This is a genomic window from Limibacillus sp., from assembly GCA_037379885.1.
Lineage (GTDB): Bacteria > Pseudomonadota > Alphaproteobacteria > Kiloniellales > CECT-8803 > JARRJC01.
Map to the genome: position 1 here is coordinate 24826 of JARRJC010000007.1, position 16076 is coordinate 40901.

A 16076-nucleotide genomic window follows, 5' to 3' on the forward strand; every position below is an offset into this window, starting at 1 on the left:
GACAGGATCGGCTAGCAGGGATTAACAAAGTCTTAACGGATAACAATGATACGCCTGTTCAGCGTGAATAACTATGACCTAACAACGAACAGGCAGGGCGAATATTTGACGGTCGCCCCTTTGGCGGTTCCATCCCGAAATATTCTCAAAAGAAGGAAGCAGGAGAGTCTTGGGCGCCCTCAGCCGACGCCGTATCCGGTGTCGAAGATCAACTGGTCGCGCTGCCGTACGTCTTCTTCCAGCTCCGACAGCACCGCGCCGTAGAGATCCCGAATCGATACGATCCCCACGATCTCGCCCTCCGCAGTCACAACCGGCAGATGGCGGAAACCCTTCTCGGTCATGATCTGAAGGGCGGCGAGGGCCGGCGCGTCCGGCTGGACGCACATGGGGTCAGCGGTCATGACATCGCGCAGCGGCGTATTGACCAGGTCCTTCTTGGCCTTCACCAGCCGGTGCAGCACGTCGCGCTCGGTGAAGATGCCGGCGAGGCGGCCTTCCTCGGCAATCAGTACCGCGCCGATCTTACGGTCCGTCATCAGGTCGATGGCGCTGCTAACTCTGTCGTCAGGCTTCAGGAAGCTGATATCTTGGTCGCTGACGATGTCCGGCACGATGCGTCTTTGCATGGTTGCGACTCCCAGGGTCGTTCCAAATTCCCGCTTTTCTTGTTCTTGGCGTTAAGTGTCACGTCCAAGAGACGGCAGGTCAAGAAGTCAGACTCAAGGTGCTTGGGCTCAACTCCGGCCCTGACGCCGGGCGCGCCGTGTCCAGGCCCGCAGCGGCCAGAAGGCCAGAAAGCCCAGCGCGAAGCCGCCGATGTGGGCCTGCCAGGCGATCTGCGCGCCCCCGAGGAATTCCCCGAAGCCCGCGATTCCCGTGGCCAGATTGAGCGCCAGCAGGACGACGGCGAGCAGCAGACCGCGCTGCGCCACCAGCGACTTGCCCGAGGCCAGCATCAACTGCACCACCACGCCCATCATGGCGTAGACCGCCGCCGACGCGCCGACCATGGCGATGGGGCTGTCGCCTTCCGCGAGGCTCTGCAGGACAGCGCCGGAAACCGCGCCCAGGGCAAAAACCCCAAGCATCGCCTTCAATCCGAAGATCCGCTCCACCAAGGCCCCAAAGGCCAGCAGCATTCCGCTGTTGATGAAAAGGTGCATCCAGTCGCCGTGCAGGAAGGCATGGGTCAAGAGGGTAAAGCCCGACCAGGGCGAGACGCTGTATTGCCCGCTGCCGATCAGCGACCAGAAGTAGACGGGGCTGAAGGCGAAGCGGCGGAAAAACCACTGCTCGATATCGCCGCCGAGGAGGCTGCTCGCCGCATGAACCAGAACGAGGAAGACGCAGAGCCATATGATGCCCGGCGGCGCATTGAAGATGGGTTCGCGGGGCGCTGGCCCGGGAGAACTGGGGTCAGGAGTACTCATGGGGTGGAGTTGTAGGGACTTCCAACCGCGCTTTCCAGGCGGGCTTGTGCAAAAATGGGGAATTCACTGCACGGACCGCATTTTTCTTGCAGGCCATGTTGCAGTGCAGCATTATCGCGCCGCAGGCTGAAGGGCGCTCGCGTCGCAAGCAGGATCGCCCGCGACAACAGGCTTTAGGGAAGAGACGGACATGAATATCGACAAAATTGCGGTGGGGGAGAACCCTCCCTGGGACATCAACGTCATCATCGAGGTGCCGATCGGCGCTGCTCCGGTGAAGTACGAGATGGATAAGGATTCCGGCGCGCTTTACGTCGACCGTTTTCTGCATACGGCCATGTTCTATCCCTGCAACTACGGTTTCGTGCCTCACACCCTGGCCGACGACGGCGATCCGGTGGATGTGCTGGTGGCGGGGCCGGTGCCGGTGATCCCTGGCGCGGTGTTGCGCGCGCGCCCGGTCGGCGTCCTGGTGATGGAGGATGAAAAGGGGCTGGACGAGAAGATCCTCGCCGTGCCGGTCGACGAGCTGCACCCCTGGTATTCCGATGTCAGTTCCTACCGCAACCTGCCGCAGATCGTGCTCGACCAGATCAGCCACTTCTTCGCTCACTACAAGGACCTGGAGAGCGGAAAGTGGGTCAAGATCAAACGCTGGGGCGAAGCCGAGGAGGCCTCGCGCTTCATCGAGCAGGCGATGGCCGCGGAGAAGAAGGCCAAGCTAGGCAGCTGACCGCCTGAAGCTCCCCCCGATCATGGCCATGACGAAGAGCAGGGCCGCCGCCACCACGACCGAGGGGCCGCTGGGCGTATCGAACTGGTAGGACCCGGCCAGGCCGGCCACCACGGCCAAAGCCGCCAGCAGGGTCGCGCCTCCGGCCATCTGTTCGGGCGTCGTCGCCAGGCGGCGCGCGGCCGCCGCCGGAATGATCAGCAGCGAGGTGATCAGTAGGACTCCAACCACCTTCATGGCGACGGCGATCGTGATGGCCGTCAGCAGGATCAGGGTCAGGCGGAGCCTCAGCACCGGTAGCCCTTCGGCCGCCGCCAGTTCCTCATGCAGCGTGATCAGGATCAGCCGCCGCCAGGTGAGCCAGAGGGTCAGGAGCACCAGCGCCGCGACGCCGAAGATGTAGACGATGTCGAGCGGCCTGACGGCGAGCAAATCGCCGAAGAGATAGGCGAAGAGATCCACGCGCACGTCCCGCATGAAGCTGAGCACCACGAGCCCGAGGGCGAGGCCCGAATGGGCCAGGATGCCGAGCAGCGTGTCGCTGGCCAGCAGCTTCTGCCGCTGGAGCATGACCAGCAGCAGCGCCAGCGAGATGCTGGCGAAGGCCACGCCCAAGGTGGGATCTATCCCGAGCAGCAGGCCCAGCGCAACGCCGAGCAGCGCGTTGTGCGCCAGGCTGTCGCCGAAGTAGGCCATGCGCCGCCAGACCACGAAGCAGCCGAGCGGCCCGGCCATGGCCGCCACGCCCAGTCCGGCGAGCAGCGCGCGCAGCAGGAAGTCGTCCAGCATCAGTTCTTTCCTCCCGCTTCGTGGGAGTGGCCCTCGTGGCCCTCGCCGTGGTGGTGATGATGCTCGACCACATCGCCGGAGAGATCATGGTGGTGGTCGTGTTCGTGGCTGTAGACCGCCATGACGCGGGCCGCGCGGGCGCCGAAGAGTTGCAGGTATTCCGGATGGCGGCTCACGGCTTCAGGTTCCCCGGAACAGCAGATGTGTTGGTTGAGGCAGACCACGCGGTCGGTGGCGGCCATCACCACGTGCAGGTCGTGAGAGATCATCAGGATGCCGCAGCCGTGGGTCTTGCGGAGCTCGGCGATGCGCTCGAACAGCTCCAACTGGCCGGAGAAGTCCACCTGCTGGGTCGGCTCGTCGAGCACCAGCAGATCGGGGTCGCGCAGGAGCGCGCGGGCCAGCAGCACGCGCTGGAACTGTCCACCGGAAAGCGCATGGATGGGCCTCTCCAGGACGCCGGGCGCGCCGACCTGCTCCAGCGCCTCAAGCATCCTGTCCTCGCTCGCCCTCTTGGGAAGGGAGAGGAAGCGCGCCACCGAAAGCGGCAGGATCGGATCGACCGAGAAACGCTGCGGCAGGTAGCCGATCGTGATCCCCGGCGCGCGGGCGATGCTGCCTTCCTCGGGCGAGAGGAGGCCGAGCACGAGACGCGCAAGCGTGGACTTCCCCGCGCCGTTCGGCCCGATCACCGTGACAATCTCGCCGCGGTGAATGTCGAGCGTCAGGTCGCTCAGCACCCGCTGCCCGCCAAGCGAGACGGCGGCCTTCTTTAGACTGACGAGGGGAGGGATGTCCGCTTCGGTCATGGCCGGCGCCTCAGGCGGCGTCGCGGCAGCGCGGGCAAAGGCCCTTGATCTCCACCACGCTCTTCTCCGCCTCGAAATCCAGGTTGGAGAGCGCAGCCCCGATGGCGGCCTCGATGCGCGGATCGCTGAGTTCGGCGGCCGCGCCGCAGTCGCGGCAGATCAGGAACTGACCGCTGTGGTCCTGCGCGGGGACGGGGCAGCCGACGTAGGCGTTGAGGCTTTCAATCCGGTGGATCAAGCCCTGATCCAGAAGAAACTCCAAGGCCCGGTAGACGGTTGGCGGGGCAACGCGTCCGCGCTTGGCCGACAGCGCGGCCAGTATGTCGTAGGCGCCGACCGGGGCGTGCCGTTCCCAAACCAGCGCCAGGACCTCGCGCCGGATCTCGGTGAGGCGCTGCCCGCGCTTTTCGCAGAGCGCGGCAGCCTCCCCCAAAGCGCCGCTGCGGCAGCGCTCATGATCGTGGGTCTGCTTGCCGAACGCCGCCGCCGAAGTGTTGAAGCTCGCCACCGCATCCATCCTTTCGCCGCTCGGGCTGACTCTTATGGCTTGATCTATATATGTTATATCATAACATGCCAACCGATCGATCACCAAGGAGCAAGACGATGTCCGGAGCAGGGGTGGCAAGACGGCTTTCAGCGGCGTTCGCGCTGCTTCTGGGTGTCTTTCTAGTACCGTTACCGCAGGCCTTTGCGCAGGCGCCGAAGGTGGTGGCTTCGCTCTTGCCCGTCCACAGCCTGGCCGCCCAGATCATGGAGGGGGCGGGCGAGCCGGTGCTTCTGGTCGAAGGGAGCGCTTCACCGCACAACTATCAGCTTCGCCCCTCGGATGCCGCCTTGCTTCAGGGTGCCGACCTGATTGTCTGGGTCGGCCCGGTCATGGAGGGCTTCCTGGTTCGCCCGCTCGACGCGCTCAGCCAACCCGGAAAGCAGCTTGAGCTGCTGTCGCTGGACGGGCTGCTGCTGACGGAAGCAGACCACCAGCACGCGCATGAGGATGCGCATGAACATGAGCATGCGCAGGAGCACGAACATGAGCAGGAGCACGAACATGCGGGCGCCGACGATCCAGAGCATCTTGAGGTCGATGGGCACATCTGGCTCGCGCCGGAGAACGCCGCCGTCATTCTGAAGGGCATCGCCGCGCGCCTGATCGAGCTGGACCCCGCCAGAGAGGGTCTCTACCGGGACAACCTGGCGGCTTCGCTGGCGCGCTTGAGCGCGCTGGATCACGAGCTCGCCGCGCGCCTGGAGGGACTGAACCAGCCCTTCGTGGTCTTCCATGACGCCTATGGCGGCTTCGTTCAGCATTATGGCCTTGCGCAAGTGGGGGTCGTCACGCTGTCGCCCGACCGTGCGCCGGGCGCGGGCCATCTTTCCGAACTGCGCGCCCTGATCGAGGCGCGGGAGGTCGCTTGCCTCTTCGCCGAACCGCAGTTCAGCCCGGCCATCCTGGAGAGCTTGCGCCAGGATCTGGAGGTAAGGGTCGGGGCTCTCGACCCGCTCGGCGCGGGGCTGCAGCCGGGACCCGAGGCCCACGCAGCACTGCTCGAAGCTTTGGCGGCTTCGCTGCTGGACTGCCTTTCCAGCTAGGCGTCGAAACGAAGGGGGCGCTGTCCCGCGACAGGACAGCGCCCCCGGTTCTGCTTCCCGAAGGATCCGGATCAGCCGATCTCGCCGCCGTCCTCGCGGGTCACCACCAGCACCGAGGGGCGCGGGGGCATGCCTTCCTGGAAGTCCGGCCAGCGGGTGGCCGGGTCGTCGAAGGTGGAGGCGCGGCCGAAGGGCTCCCAGTTCTTCACGCCCGCATCGCCCGGATGCTGCACGGCCAGGAACAGGGTCTTGCCGTCGGGTGTGAACTTCGGTCCGCACATCTCAGCGCCGATCGGGCAGCGGAAGAAGTTGAAGGAGGAGCCGCGCAGCTCGCCCTCGGTCTCCATCGCCCAGAGGCCGTCGTTGCGGTTGGAGCCGCCGGCCTTGTTGCCGTCGGTCGAGACCCAGAGCCGGCCCTTGGGGTCCACAGCGCAGTTGTCCGGCGCCACGAACCAACCGTTCCGGCTGGTCGCCTTGCCCCACATGGCGCTGGCATCCTCGACGGGATCGCCGCAGAGAACCAGGATGTCCCAGGTCGCTTCCGTGGCGGCGTGGTCCATGTCGGGCGTGGTGATCTCGATGATGTGCCCGGGGCTCTTCGCGCGCGGGTTTGCGGCGTTGACGTCGCCTTCCTCGCGCTTGGAGTTGTTGGTCAGCATCACGTAGACCTTGCCGGTGAGCGGGTTGGGCTCGACGTCCTCCGGCCGGTCCATCGGCGTCGCCCCCAGGAGATCGGCGGCCCGCCGGGTCTCGATCAGGACATCGGCCTGACTCTCGAAGCCGTTGGAGGGGGTCAGCGGCCCTTCGCCGAAAGTGAGCGGCATCCAGACCACCTTGCCGCCCTCTTCGAACTTGGCGACGTAGAGCACGCCGTCATCCAACAGATCGCGGTTTGCTTCCCGGTCGTCCAGGTTCACGCGGCCGTTGGAGACGAACTTGTAGGTGTAGTCGAAGCGCTGGTCGTCGCCCATGTAGACGACGACGCGGCCGTCCTTGTTGACAAGGGTCTCCGCGCCCTCGTGCTTGAAGCGGCCCATGGCGGTGCGCTTGACCGGCGTGGAGGAGGGGTCGAGGGGATCGACCTCGACCACCCAGCCGAAGCGATTGGGCTCGTTCGGCTCCTTGGAGACGTCGAAGCGGTCGTAGTACTTCGACCAGGAGTACCAGCCGCCCGGCACGCCGTAGCGCTTGTGGTTCGCGGCCTCCGCGTGGCCTTCGGGAAGTTCGCCGCCGAAGTAGCCGTGGAAGTTCTCTTCCGCCATCAGGTAGGTGCCCCAGGGCGTGACGCCGCCCGCGCAGTTGTTCCAGGTGCCCAGCACCCGCTTGCCGCTGGCATCCGACGAGGTCTTGACGCGGGGATGCCCGGCTACGGGCCCGGAAAGCATCATCTCCGTGCCGTTCGCGGTGATGCGCCGGGCGTACTTGGAGCCCTCGATCACCCTCCAGGCGCCATTATCCTTCTTCACCTCGATGATGGAGCCGCCGTGGGCCGCCATCTCGATGTCGGCCAGTTCCTTGGTCGCGTTGGTGAAGTCCTCGTCGTACTCGCCGACGCCGGGGAACATCAGCTCGCCGTTGGTGTACTCCTGATTCACGACCAGCAGGCCGTGGTCGGAGGCGTTGGAGCCGTAAGGCAGCGGAATGTAGCCGATGTAGTCGTTGTTGTAGCCGAACTGCTTGGCCTGGGCCGCCGCGCTCTGGTTCATGGGATCGAAGTCCGGGGCGTCGGCCAGGACCTTGTCGCCCCAGCGGATCAGGACGTCGGCCCGATAGCCCGGCGCGACCGCGTGGGTCTCGCTCAGCATCGCCTTGATCTCTTCGAAGTCGAAGCTGCCCTTCATGGAGGCCTTGGCTTCCTCGGCCAGGAGGGCGGCCGCGGGACCGGCCACGGCGCTGATCGCCGTCATGGCCAGGGCGCCGCGCATCACCTCGCGGCGGCCATAGCGGCGGTTGATCACGTCGCCCAGGGTCGGGGTCGTGGAGGGGTTGGAGGGGATATCCTCCGACTCTTCATAGGTCATGCTGTCGCGCTGATGGCGGCCTTCGCTCTGGCTCATAGAAATCTCCCTTGCCTTACAGCTCTGGTGAAACGGCGTGTCGTAGCGAAGCGGCGCTTCGCCCACGCATCACCCGGCTTATAGGAAGAGGGCGTTACCGTTGCATGTCGCGCGGGTTGCAAGACAGTGATCGCGCGAAGGCTAATGCACGATCAAGCGCTTTTCTTGATCTTCTCGTAGCCTTCCAGGGCGCGGCGCCGGGCCTGGGCGTGATCGACGATCGGCCGGGGATAGCTGTCGTCCAGAACGACTCCGGCTTTCTCGAGCACGGCCTCATCGGCCTCCCAGGGTCTGTGGATCACCTCGTCCGGCAGGTCCTTCAGCTCCGGCACCCAGCGGCGCACGTAATCGCCCTTGGGGTCGAACTTCTCGCCCTGGGAGATGGGGTTGAAAATGCGGAAGTAGGGCGCTGCGTCGGCCCCGGACCCGGCAACCCACTGCCAGCTCGCGGCGTTGTTCGCCAGATCGGCGTCGACCAGCGTGTCCCAGAACCAGCGTTCGCCCTCGCGCCAGTGGATCAGCAGGTCCTTGATCAGGAAGGAGGCGACGATCATGCGCACCCGATTGTGGACATAGCCGCTCGACCAGAGCTCGCGCATCCCGGCGTCGACGATGGGATAGCCGGTGCGCCCGCGCTGCCAGGCGCGCAGCCCCGCCTCGTTCTCGGCCCAGGGAAAGCCGTCGAAGTTCTCCTTCCAGTTCTCGTCCGGCAGGCTCGGCCAGTTGAACAGCAGGTTGTAGGAGAAGTCTCGCCAGCCGACCTCGCGCAGGAAGGACCAGGCCGAGGACTCGGTGCGCTTGTCGCCGTTGCGCTCGGCTGCGAGCCGCGTTGCGTGCCAGACCTGGCGCGGCGAAAGCTCGCCCCAGTGCAGGTGAGGGGAGATGCGCGAGACGAAGGGCTTGTCGGGCCGGTTCCGGCCGTCCTTGTAGTCTGCCAAGGCTTCGTCCAGGAAATCCGCAAGCCGCGCTTGCGCCCCGGCTTCGCCGGGCGTCCAGGCCTCCCGCAGGCCGCCGGCCCAATCGGGCTTATCAGGAAGCAGCTTCCAGTCCTCCAGCCGGTCGGAGCGGGGCAGCGTCTCCGGCGCCGTGATCTGCGTCGGCGCCTTCAGCGGCGCTTGATCCCGGTACTGCGCGGAGAGCGCCTTCCAGAAAGGCGTGAAGACCTTGTAGGGCTCGCCTGCACCTGTCTTCAACTCCCAGGGTTCGACCAGCAGAGAGCCGTTGAAGGACTCCACCTCCAAGCCCTTCGCCTTCAAGTCGCTCTTGATCGCCTTGTCGCGGGCGATGGCGAAGGGCTCGTAGCAGCGATTCCAGAAGGCCGCTCCCGCTCCGGCTTCCTCGGCCACTTCCGGCAGGATCTTCTCGGCACACCCCTTCCTCAGGATCAAGCGTCCGCCGAGTCCCTCGATCGATTTGGAGAGAGCGGCCAGCGAATGGTGCAGCCACCAGCGGCTCGCCCCGCCCCAAGCCCATTCGCCGGCGGTTTCGTCGTCGAGGATGAAGAGCGCCACAAGACCCTCTCGCCGGGCCAGCGCCGCTGTCAGCGCGGGATTGTCGGTGAGCCGGAGGTCCTGACGGAACCAGAGGAGGCTTGGGGCCATGAATGTCAATTCCCATTCTTTTAGAGGTTGTTTATTTAGGTAAAACGCAATCAAAAAGGGCTTTAATTACGTATGATATCGGCGTTTGGATCACTCTGCCTTCGATCACAATTTATTTATTTTTCAATAGCTTGTCTCTCCTCGTCTGACGTCTAGCTCTTGAGCGAAGCCGCGCGGAGGTCCGCGCCGCTGCAGACGTTGAGATAAAGGGAGAGTTTCCATGATCAAGTTCGTTTCCCGCACGCTTGCCGTGCTCGCCACGGTCGGCATCGTTTCCGCCGTTCAGCCGGCCGCTGCGAGCGGCCCCGCCAAGCCCGGCCGCGACATCGTCGAAACCGCGGTCCAGGCCGATGACTTCAACACCCTGGTCGCCGCCGTCCAGGCCGCCGGTCTGGTCGAGACGCTTCAGGGCGAAGGCCCCTTCACCGTTTTCGCCCCGACCGATGCCGCCTTCGCCGCGCTGCCCGCAGGGACGGTCGAGAACCTGCTGAAGCCCGAGAACAAGGACCAGCTCGTCGCCATCCTGACCTACCACGTGGTCGCCGGTGAGGTGCCGTCCTCGGCCGTGGCCAACAAGCAGACCGAGGCCAAGACCGTTGAAGGCTCCATGATCAAGGTGAACGGTCTGGGGTCCGGCGTGATGATCAACGACGCCAACGTCGTGCGCGCCGACATCATCACCGACAACGGCCTGATCCACGTGATCGACAAGGTCCTGATCCCGGGCATGTAAGTCCGCATCCCTTCGGATCGGTCAAAGGGCCGGCGGCGCTGAAAGGCTCCGCCGGCCTTTTCTTTACGCCAGAGCCTCCAGTGGCAGACTCGCCACCCTCTTTCGCCCCAGCAGGTGCGCGCGCAGCCCCTGCGGGAACAGGGGGGCGAAGGCGGGATCGCCGGCGTCCAACCCGCCGGTCAGACTGCCGAAGGCGGGCAGGATCATGCGCCGCCCGTCCTCCAGAAAGGCACGGAAGCTCATGCGCCGTCCGCGCACGCGGATCGCCGCCTTGGGGTGATAGTGCCCGGACACCTCGCCGTCGCAGAGCCGCGCTTCTGCCTCGTGCCGGAAAACGAGAGGGCCCAGCACCAGCTCCTCCAGGACCCTGCCGCCCCAGGGGCCGCTCGGATCCGGGTCGTGGTTGCCCGCGATCCAGGTCCAGTCGTAGCGCGCGGTGAAGTCGGCCAGCCGGGCGGCGCTCTCCGGGTCGAGCCGCGCTGCCGCCTGCCGGTCATGGAAGGAGTCTCCCAGGCAGATCACGCGCTCGACCTTCACCCCGGCCAGGACGGCGTCCAGGCGTTCGAGGGTGGCGCGGCTGTCGTAGGGCGGAAGGAACTGGCCCTTGCGGGCGAAGCTGCTCGCCTTTTCCAGGTGCAGATCGGCCACGGCGAGCAGGGCGCGCTCCGGCCACAGCAGCGCGCCCGAGGGCAGCAGCTCCAGTGCGGCGCCGTTTAGCTTGAGGCCTGTGCTCTCCATCGGTTCCGTCATCAAAGCGGCAGGCCGGCTTGGTCCTCGCCTTCGGTGGCTTCGCGGATCAGTGACTGGACGCCCTCGTCCAGCAGCTCGTCGAGCGCCGAACCATAGACCTGCTCGCGGCCGATCTCCAGCAGCACCGGCACGGCGAGCGGCGATATCTTCTCCAGCCGCCGGTGACGGATCCGTCCCTTGATGCGCGCCAGCATGTCGGAGAGGCGGCGGATGTCGGTCAGGCCGCCCGCCGCGTCCGCCCAGGTCGCCCGCAGCAAGACGTGATCCGGCTGGTACTTGCGCAGCACGTCGTAGATCAGGTCGGAGTTGACGGTCAGTTGCCGCCCGCTCTTCTCCTGGCCCGGCGCCTTGCGCTCGATCAGCCCGGCAATCACGCCGACGTTGCGGAAGGTCCGGCGCAGCATGGAGGAGTCGGCCATCCATTCCTCGAGATCGTCGCCCAGCATGTCCTGATCGAAGAGCGCGTCCAGGTCCTTGGCGGGCTTCAGGCTCCAGACCGCGATCACGTAATCGGTGGCGACGAAGCCGAGGGGGGAGAGGCCGAAGCGCTCCATGCGCTTGGTCAAAAGCATGCCGAGCGTCTGGTGCGCGTTGCGGCCCTCGAAGCTGTAGGCGACCAGGAACTCCTTGTCGGCGCGCGGAAAGCTCTCCACCAGCAGGCCGTCCCGGTCGGGCAGGAGGGAGCGCCAGCGCTGAAGCCTCAGCCACTCCTGCACCGTCGCCGGCAGGTCCCCCCAACTGCCGGGGTCCTGAAGGATCGCCCGCACCCGGTCGGCGAGGTAGGTGGAGAGCGGCAGCCTGCCGCCCGCGTAGGCCGGCACCTTGGGCTCGCCCGTGCCGCCGCGCGCGACCTCCGCGACCGTCTCGCGCACGCCGAGGAAGCGCAGCAACTGTCCGGCGAAGACGAAGGTGTCGCCGGGCTGGAGGCCCTGCACGAAGTACTCCTCGATCTCCCCCAGGACCTTGCCGCGATGCAGGCGCACCTTCATCAGGGGTTGCTCGACGATGGTGCCGACATTCATGCGGAAGCGTTGGGCGTGGCGCGCGTTGGTCAGGCGCCAGAGCCCATCCGGTCCCTGGCGCAGCCGTTGGAAGCGGTCGTAGGACTTGAGCGCGTAGCCGCCGGTCGCCACGAAGTCGAGGACCGCGTCGAAGTCCGCCCGGCTGAGCGCGCGGTAGGGCGCGGCGGTCACCACCTCGGCATAGAGCGCGGCGGCGTCGAGCGGCTGGGCGCAAGCGGCGCCCCAAATGTGCTGGGCCAGAACGTCGAGGCCGCCCGTCTTGGGCGGATCGCCGTCCAGTTCGTGGCGGCGCACGCCCTCCAGCGCCGCGCGGCACTCCAGCACCTCGAAGCGGTTGCCGGGCACCAGCAACGCCTTGGAGGGGGCGTCCAGGCGGTGGTTGGCCCGGCCGATCCGTTGCAGCAGCCGCGAGACCCCCTTGGGCGCGCCGACCTGGATCACCAGGTCGATCGCGCCCCAGTCGATGCCGAGATCGAGGGAGGAGGTGGCGACCACGGCGTCCAGGCTGCCCCGCGCCATGGCCGCTTCCACCTTGCGGCGCTGCTCGGCGGCGAGGCTGCCGTGGTGCAGCGCGATGGCCAGCTTCGCCTCGTTCCTGCGCCAGAGTTCCTGGAACACCAGTTCGGCCTGGGCGCGGGTGTTGACGAAGATCAGCGTGGTGCCCTCACTCTTCTGCTGGGCGCAGAGCCGTTCGTAGACTTCGCCGAGGGCGTGGAGCGCCATGTGGCCGGACCAGGGCAGATACTCGCGGGTCGCCAGGATCTCGATCTCGGGCTCGGCGCCCGGCTCCCCCTCGATCCGGGAGACGCGGGGGTCGGCGGGATCGCCGCTGGGCGAGACCCAGGCGGTGAGCGCTTCCGGATCGTGCACCGTCGCCGAAAGCCCGACGCGGCGGAGCGCGGGATTGATCGCCTGCAGCCGCGAGAGGCAGAGCGCCAGTTGGTCGCCGCGCTTGCTTCCCGCGAGCGCGTGCAGCTCGTCCAGCACCACGCAGCGCAGGGTCCCGAAGAGCTCTTCGGCGTCGTGATAGGACAGCAGGAGGGCGAGGGACTCCGGCGTGGTCAGAAGAATGTTGGGCGGCCGGCGGCGCTGGCGCTGGCGCTTGGCCTGGGGCGTGTCTCCAGTGCGGGTCTCGCAGGCGATCTCAAGGCCCATCTCCTCGATCGGCGTCAGCAGGTTGCGGTGGATGTCGACCGCCAGCGCCTTCAAGGGTGAAAGGTAGAGCGTGTGCAGCCCGGGCCGGGGCGCGGCGCTGAGCTCGACCAGGGAGGGCAGGAAGCCCGCCAGGGTCTTGCCGCCGCCGGTGGGGGCGACCAGCAGCGCCGACTGCCCGGTCTTGGCCGCCTCCACCATCGCCAGCTGATGGCGGCGCGGCGCCCAGCCGCGCGCCTCGAACCAGCGCTCGAAGACCTCCGGCAGCCCGGGGCTGCTTTGCGGATCGAAGGAAAGGGCGGTCATGTCACGGGATATGGCGTCAGGCGACAACGCTATCCAGCGCGCGGCGCAGACTTGAGACGCGCGCCTCCAGCGCCTCGCCCTCATAGGACTCCGGCGGTTGGACGCCCCAGACCGGACCGGGCCAGGCGGGGTCATCCTCGAAGCGCGCTATGACGTGAATGTGGAGTTGCGGCACCATGTTGCCGAGGGCGGCGACGTTCATCTTCGTAGGTTTAAAAATCTCTTTCATCACCTTGGAAAGACTCTGTATTTCCCGTGCGACCTCTTGAAGGCTGGGCGGCGTCAGGTCATCCAGGTCGCGCAGGCCGGGCAGGCGCGGGACAAGGATCAGCCAGGGGTAGGTCGCGTCGTTCATCAGCAAGACCCGCGACAGCGGCCAATCGGTGACGAGGGCGCAGTCGGCGGCGAGCTTTTCGTGCAGGATGAATTCTTGGCTCATGGTTCCGAGAGCCTAGCCCAGGGAGCGCTCAAGCGCCATATTGCGGGGCATGACGACGCGCGCCCCTCATCCCGAGACATGGTTGGAAGTCCGGCCCCAGGGACTCTACTGCAAGCCGGGCGGCTTCTACGTCGATCCGGCCCGCCCGGTCGAGCGGGCCGTCGTGACCCACGGCCATGCCGACCACGCCCGGCCCAACAACGCCAAGGTGCTGGCGACGCCGGAGACCCTCGCCATCATGAAGGCCCGCTACCGGGATGCGGCGGGCAAGAGTCTCCAGCCGCTTGCCTATGGCGAGGTCCAGAAGGTCGGAGAGGTCGATGTCGCCTTCGCGCCAGCCGGGCACGTGCTGGGCAGCGCCCAGGCCGTGCTGAGCTACAAGGGCGCGCGCTGCGTCGTCTCCGGCGACTACAAGCGCCGGGCGGACCCGACCTGCGCGGCCTTCGAGCCGGTTGCCTGCGATGTCTTCATCACCGAGGCGACCTTCGGCCTGCCGGTCTTCCGGCACCCGGATGATAAGGAAGAAATATCGAAGATTTTCAAATCTTTGGAGCTGTTTCCTGAGAGAGCGCATCTGGTGGGGGCCTATGGGCTCGGCAAGGCCCAGAGGGTGATCGCGCTGTTGCGGCAGGCCGGATACCAGCGCCCCATCTACCTGCACGGCGCGCTTCAGGCGCTCTGCGAACTCTATCAGGCCGAGGGCGTGGCGCTGGGCCAACTTGAACCGGTCGCCGGACGCGAGGCGGTGGAGCTGGCGGGGGCGATCGTCATGGCCCCGCCCTCCGCCCTGGCCGACCGCTGGTCGCGGCGTCTGCCGGATGCGGTCACGGCCATGGCCTCGGGCTGGATGCGGGTACGCCAGCGGGCGCGTCAGCGCGGCGTGGAACTGCCGCTGATCATCTCGGACCATGCCGACTGGGATGAACTGACCGCGACGCTGGAGGAGGTGGCTGCGCCGGAGGTCTGGGTCACCCACGGCAACGAGGAGGCGCTGGTCCACTGGGCCTCACAGAAGGGCTTCCGGGCGCGCGCCCTCTCCCTGATCGGACGCGGAGAAGAGGAGCAGGAGAGCGAATGAGGAACTTCGCGCAACTGCTTGAAAGATTGGTCTTTACGCCCTCGCGCAATGCGAAGCTGGCGCTTCTTGAGGATTACTTCGCCCGCGTGCCGGACCCGGACCGGGGCTACGGTCTCGCGGCGCTGACCGGCGGGCTCGGCTTCAAGAACGCGAAGGCCGGCGCCATCCGGAGCCTGGTGGAGGAACGGGTCGATCCCGTGCTCTTCGGCTGGTCCTACGATTACGTCGGCGACCTTGCCGAGACGGCGGCCCTGATCTGGCCGGCCAAGGGCCGCGCGAACCGGACCCCCGCCCTGAGCGAACTGGTCGAAGCCCTGGACAGCGCCAAGCGCAGCGAGGTGCCCGCCCTGCTTGAGCGCTGGCTCGACAGTTTGGCCGCCGAGGAGCGTTTTGCGCTTCTGAAGCTCATCACCGGCGGCCTGCGGGTCGGCGTCTCGGAACGGCTGGCCAAGACGGCCTTGGCCCGGCTGGGTGGGCGCGACGTTGCGGAGGTGGAGGAGGTCTGGCACGGGCTGAGCGCGCCCTACGAAAGTCTCTTTGCCTGGCTGGAGGGCAAGGGCCCGCGCCCCGAGATCGACCCGCGCGCGGCCTTCCGCCCCATGATGCTGGCCAATCCGGCGGAGGAGGCCGACTTCGCCAAGCTGGAGCCGCGGGACTACCGGGCGGAGTGGAAGTGGGATGGCATCCGTGTTCAGCTCTCCGCCGGACCCAAGGGCGTGCATCTCTTCTCTCGGACAGGCGAGGAGATCGGTCCGGCCTTCCCGGACATCCTGGACTCAGCGCAGGGTTTGGATGCGGTTCTGGACGGGGAGCTGCTGGTGCTGCGGGAAGAGGAGGGGGAGGTGGCCCCCTTCAACGACCTGCAACAGCGGCTGAACCGCAAGTCGGTGACCCGCAAGCTCCTGGAGGCGCATCCGGCGCACATCCGGGCCTACGACATCCTGATCGAGGGGGAGGAAGACCTGCGCGCGCTCAGCTTCGATCAGCGCCGGGGTCGGCTGGAAAAGTGGTTCCAGCGCCACCGGCCTCAGCGCCTCGACCTCTCGCCCCTGATCGCCTTCGACAGTTGGGAGACCCTGGCGGAGTTGCGCGAGGGCGCGCGCGACAACGCCATCGAAGGGCTGATGCTCAAACGCGGCGACAGCGGCTATGTGGCGGGGCGGCCCAAGGGCCCCTGGTTCAAGTGGAAGCGTGATCCCCTGACCGCCGACGCCGTGCTGCTCTACGCCCAGCGCGGGCACGGCAAGCGCTCTTCCTTCTATTCCGACTACACCTTCGGGGTCTGGCGCGGGGAGGACCTGGTGCCGGTTGGCAAGGCCTACTTCGGTTTCACCGATGCGGAGCTGAAGCGGATCGACAAGTGGGTCCGGGACAACACCGTGGAGCGCTATGGGCCGGTGCGCGCGGTCAAGCCGGGTCTGGTGCTGGAGGTGGCCTTCGACGCGCTGCACCGCTCGACCCGCCACAAGTCGGGCGTCGCCATGCGCTTTCCCAGGGTGCACCGCATCCGCTGGGACAAACCCGTGGCCGAAGCCGACCGCCTGGAGACCCTGGAAAAGCTCATTCAGGAGTAGGGGGCGA

Annotated in this window: 15 protein-coding genes; 5 read left to right on the forward strand and 10 right to left on the reverse strand. The window is 66.7% G+C overall.

What is annotated here, in order from left to right; genetic code table 11:
* Positions 1-179: 179 nt before the first annotated feature.
* Together P8X75_03785 and P8X75_03790 are read right to left on the reverse strand one after the other, a co-directional pair.
* The gene (locus tag P8X75_03785; GenBank protein MEJ1994321.1) at positions 180-629 is read right to left on the reverse strand and encodes a CBS domain-containing protein; all 450 of its coding nucleotides are present in this window, start codon (positions 627-629) and stop codon (positions 180-182) included.
* Positions 630-737: 108 nt separating this feature from the next.
* On the reverse strand, positions 738-1433 hold the full coding sequence (locus P8X75_03790) for a rhomboid family intramembrane serine protease (GenBank protein ID MEJ1994322.1): 696 nt from the start codon (positions 1431-1433) through the stop codon (positions 738-740).
* Positions 1434-1623: 190 nt separating this feature from the next.
* Between P8X75_03790 and ppa the strand changes: the two genes are divergently transcribed.
* Positions 1624-2166: an inorganic diphosphatase gene (gene ppa / locus P8X75_03795; protein ID MEJ1994323.1), complete on the forward strand. Its 543-nt coding sequence runs from the start codon at positions 1624-1626 to the stop codon at positions 2164-2166.
* Here ppa and znuB read toward each other — a convergent pair.
* The 3 genes from znuB to P8X75_03810 are packed head-to-tail and all read right to left on the reverse strand — an operon-like array spanning position 2155 to position 4272.
* Complete coding sequence (gene znuB, locus P8X75_03800) at positions 2155-2955, reverse strand: zinc ABC transporter permease subunit ZnuB (protein MEJ1994324.1); 801 nt, start codon at positions 2953-2955, stop codon at positions 2155-2157. The genes ppa and znuB overlap by 12 nt on opposite strands.
* Positions 2955-3764 (reverse strand): zinc ABC transporter ATP-binding protein ZnuC, encoded by an 810-nt coding sequence (znuC, locus tag P8X75_03805; GenBank protein ID MEJ1994325.1) that lies wholly within the window; start codon positions 3762-3764, stop codon positions 2955-2957. Before znuC ends, znuB begins: the two co-directional genes overlap by 1 nt.
* Positions 3765-3774: 10 nt before the next feature.
* Positions 3775-4272 (reverse strand): Fur family transcriptional regulator, encoded by a 498-nt coding sequence (locus P8X75_03810; protein MEJ1994326.1) that lies wholly within the window; start codon positions 4270-4272, stop codon positions 3775-3777.
* Positions 4273-4370: 98 nt separating this feature from the next.
* Between P8X75_03810 and P8X75_03815 the strand changes: the two genes are divergently transcribed.
* Positions 4371-5357, forward strand: a complete 987-nt coding sequence (locus P8X75_03815; protein MEJ1994327.1) for a zinc ABC transporter substrate-binding protein — start codon at positions 4371-4373, stop codon at positions 5355-5357.
* 71 nt (positions 5358-5428) lie between these two features.
* Here the strand turns inward: P8X75_03815 and P8X75_03820 are convergent, their stop codons facing one another.
* Positions 5429-7414, reverse strand: coding sequence for a PhoX family phosphatase (locus tag P8X75_03820; protein ID MEJ1994328.1), 1986 nt, complete (start codon positions 7412-7414; stop codon positions 5429-5431).
* Between the two features lie 152 nt (positions 7415-7566).
* Complete coding sequence (locus P8X75_03825) at positions 7567-9015, reverse strand: deoxyribodipyrimidine photo-lyase (GenBank protein MEJ1994329.1); 1449 nt, start codon at positions 9013-9015, stop codon at positions 7567-7569.
* Positions 9016-9235: 220 nt separating this feature from the next.
* Between P8X75_03825 and P8X75_03830 the strand changes: the two genes are divergently transcribed.
* Positions 9236-9748: a fasciclin domain-containing protein gene (locus P8X75_03830; GenBank protein MEJ1994330.1), complete on the forward strand. Its 513-nt coding sequence runs from the start codon at positions 9236-9238 to the stop codon at positions 9746-9748.
* Between the two features lie 63 nt (positions 9749-9811).
* Here P8X75_03830 and pdeM read toward each other — a convergent pair whose 3' ends face one another.
* From pdeM to P8X75_03845, 3 genes are read right to left on the reverse strand one after another with little or no spacing between them, the layout of a single operon-like run.
* Entirely contained in the window at positions 9812-10486 is a 675-nt protein-coding gene (pdeM, locus tag P8X75_03835; GenBank protein ID MEJ1994331.1) for a ligase-associated DNA damage response endonuclease PdeM, read from the reverse strand.
* 11 nt (positions 10487-10497) lie between these two features.
* Positions 10498-12978: a ligase-associated DNA damage response DEXH box helicase gene (locus P8X75_03840; protein ID MEJ1994332.1), complete on the reverse strand. Its 2481-nt coding sequence runs from the start codon at positions 12976-12978 to the stop codon at positions 10498-10500.
* Between the two features lie 16 nt (positions 12979-12994).
* The gene (locus P8X75_03845) at positions 12995-13417 is read right to left on the reverse strand and encodes an HIT family protein (GenBank protein ID MEJ1994333.1); all 423 of its coding nucleotides are present in this window, start codon (positions 13415-13417) and stop codon (positions 12995-12997) included.
* Positions 13418-13466: 49 nt separating this feature from the next.
* Between P8X75_03845 and P8X75_03850 the strand changes: the two genes are divergently transcribed.
* Positions 13467-14495, forward strand: coding sequence for a ligase-associated DNA damage response exonuclease (locus tag P8X75_03850; protein ID MEJ1994334.1), 1029 nt, complete (start codon positions 13467-13469; stop codon positions 14493-14495).
* Complete coding sequence (locus P8X75_03855) at positions 14492-16069, forward strand: cisplatin damage response ATP-dependent DNA ligase (protein MEJ1994335.1); 1578 nt, start codon at positions 14492-14494, stop codon at positions 16067-16069. Before P8X75_03850 ends, P8X75_03855 begins: the two co-directional genes overlap by 4 nt.
* Positions 16070-16076: the final 7 nt, after the last annotated feature.

Bases quoted from the DNA above. Each gene is read 5' to 3' on its own strand.
- P8X75_03785 (MEJ1994321.1), bottom strand. From the start codon at position 629: ATGCAAAGACGCATCGTGCCGGACATCGTCAGCGACCAAGATATCAGC.
- P8X75_03790 (MEJ1994322.1), bottom strand. From the start codon at position 1,433: ATGAGTACTCCTGACCCCAGTTCTCCCGGGCCAGCGCCCCGCGAACCC.
- ppa (MEJ1994323.1), top strand. From the start codon at position 1,624: ATGAATATCGACAAAATTGCGGTGGGGGAGAACCCTCCCTGGGACATC.
- znuB (MEJ1994324.1), bottom strand. From the start codon at position 2,955: ATGCTGGACGACTTCCTGCTGCGCGCGCTGCTCGCCGGACTGGGCGTG.
- znuC (MEJ1994325.1), bottom strand. From the start codon at position 3,764: ATGACCGAAGCGGACATCCCTCCCCTCGTCAGTCTAAAGAAGGCCGCC.
- P8X75_03815 (MEJ1994327.1), top strand. From the start codon at position 4,371: ATGTCCGGAGCAGGGGTGGCAAGACGGCTTTCAGCGGCGTTCGCGCTG.
- P8X75_03820 (MEJ1994328.1), bottom strand. From the start codon at position 7,414: ATGAGCCAGAGCGAAGGCCGCCATCAGCGCGACAGCATGACCTATGAA.
- P8X75_03825 (MEJ1994329.1), bottom strand. From the start codon at position 9,015: ATGGCCCCAAGCCTCCTCTGGTTCCGTCAGGACCTCCGGCTCACCGAC.
- P8X75_03830 (MEJ1994330.1), top strand. From the start codon at position 9,236: ATGATCAAGTTCGTTTCCCGCACGCTTGCCGTGCTCGCCACGGTCGGC.
- pdeM (MEJ1994331.1), bottom strand. From the start codon at position 10,486: ATGGAGAGCACAGGCCTCAAGCTAAACGGCGCCGCACTGGAGCTGCTG.
- P8X75_03840 (MEJ1994332.1), bottom strand. From the start codon at position 12,978: ATGACCGCCCTTTCCTTCGATCCGCAAAGCAGCCCCGGGCTGCCGGAG.
- P8X75_03845 (MEJ1994333.1), bottom strand. From the start codon at position 13,417: ATGAGCCAAGAATTCATCCTGCACGAAAAGCTCGCCGCCGACTGCGCC.
- P8X75_03850 (MEJ1994334.1), top strand. From the start codon at position 13,467: ATGACGACGCGCGCCCCTCATCCCGAGACATGGTTGGAAGTCCGGCCC.
- P8X75_03855 (MEJ1994335.1), top strand. From the start codon at position 14,492: ATGAGGAACTTCGCGCAACTGCTTGAAAGATTGGTCTTTACGCCCTCG.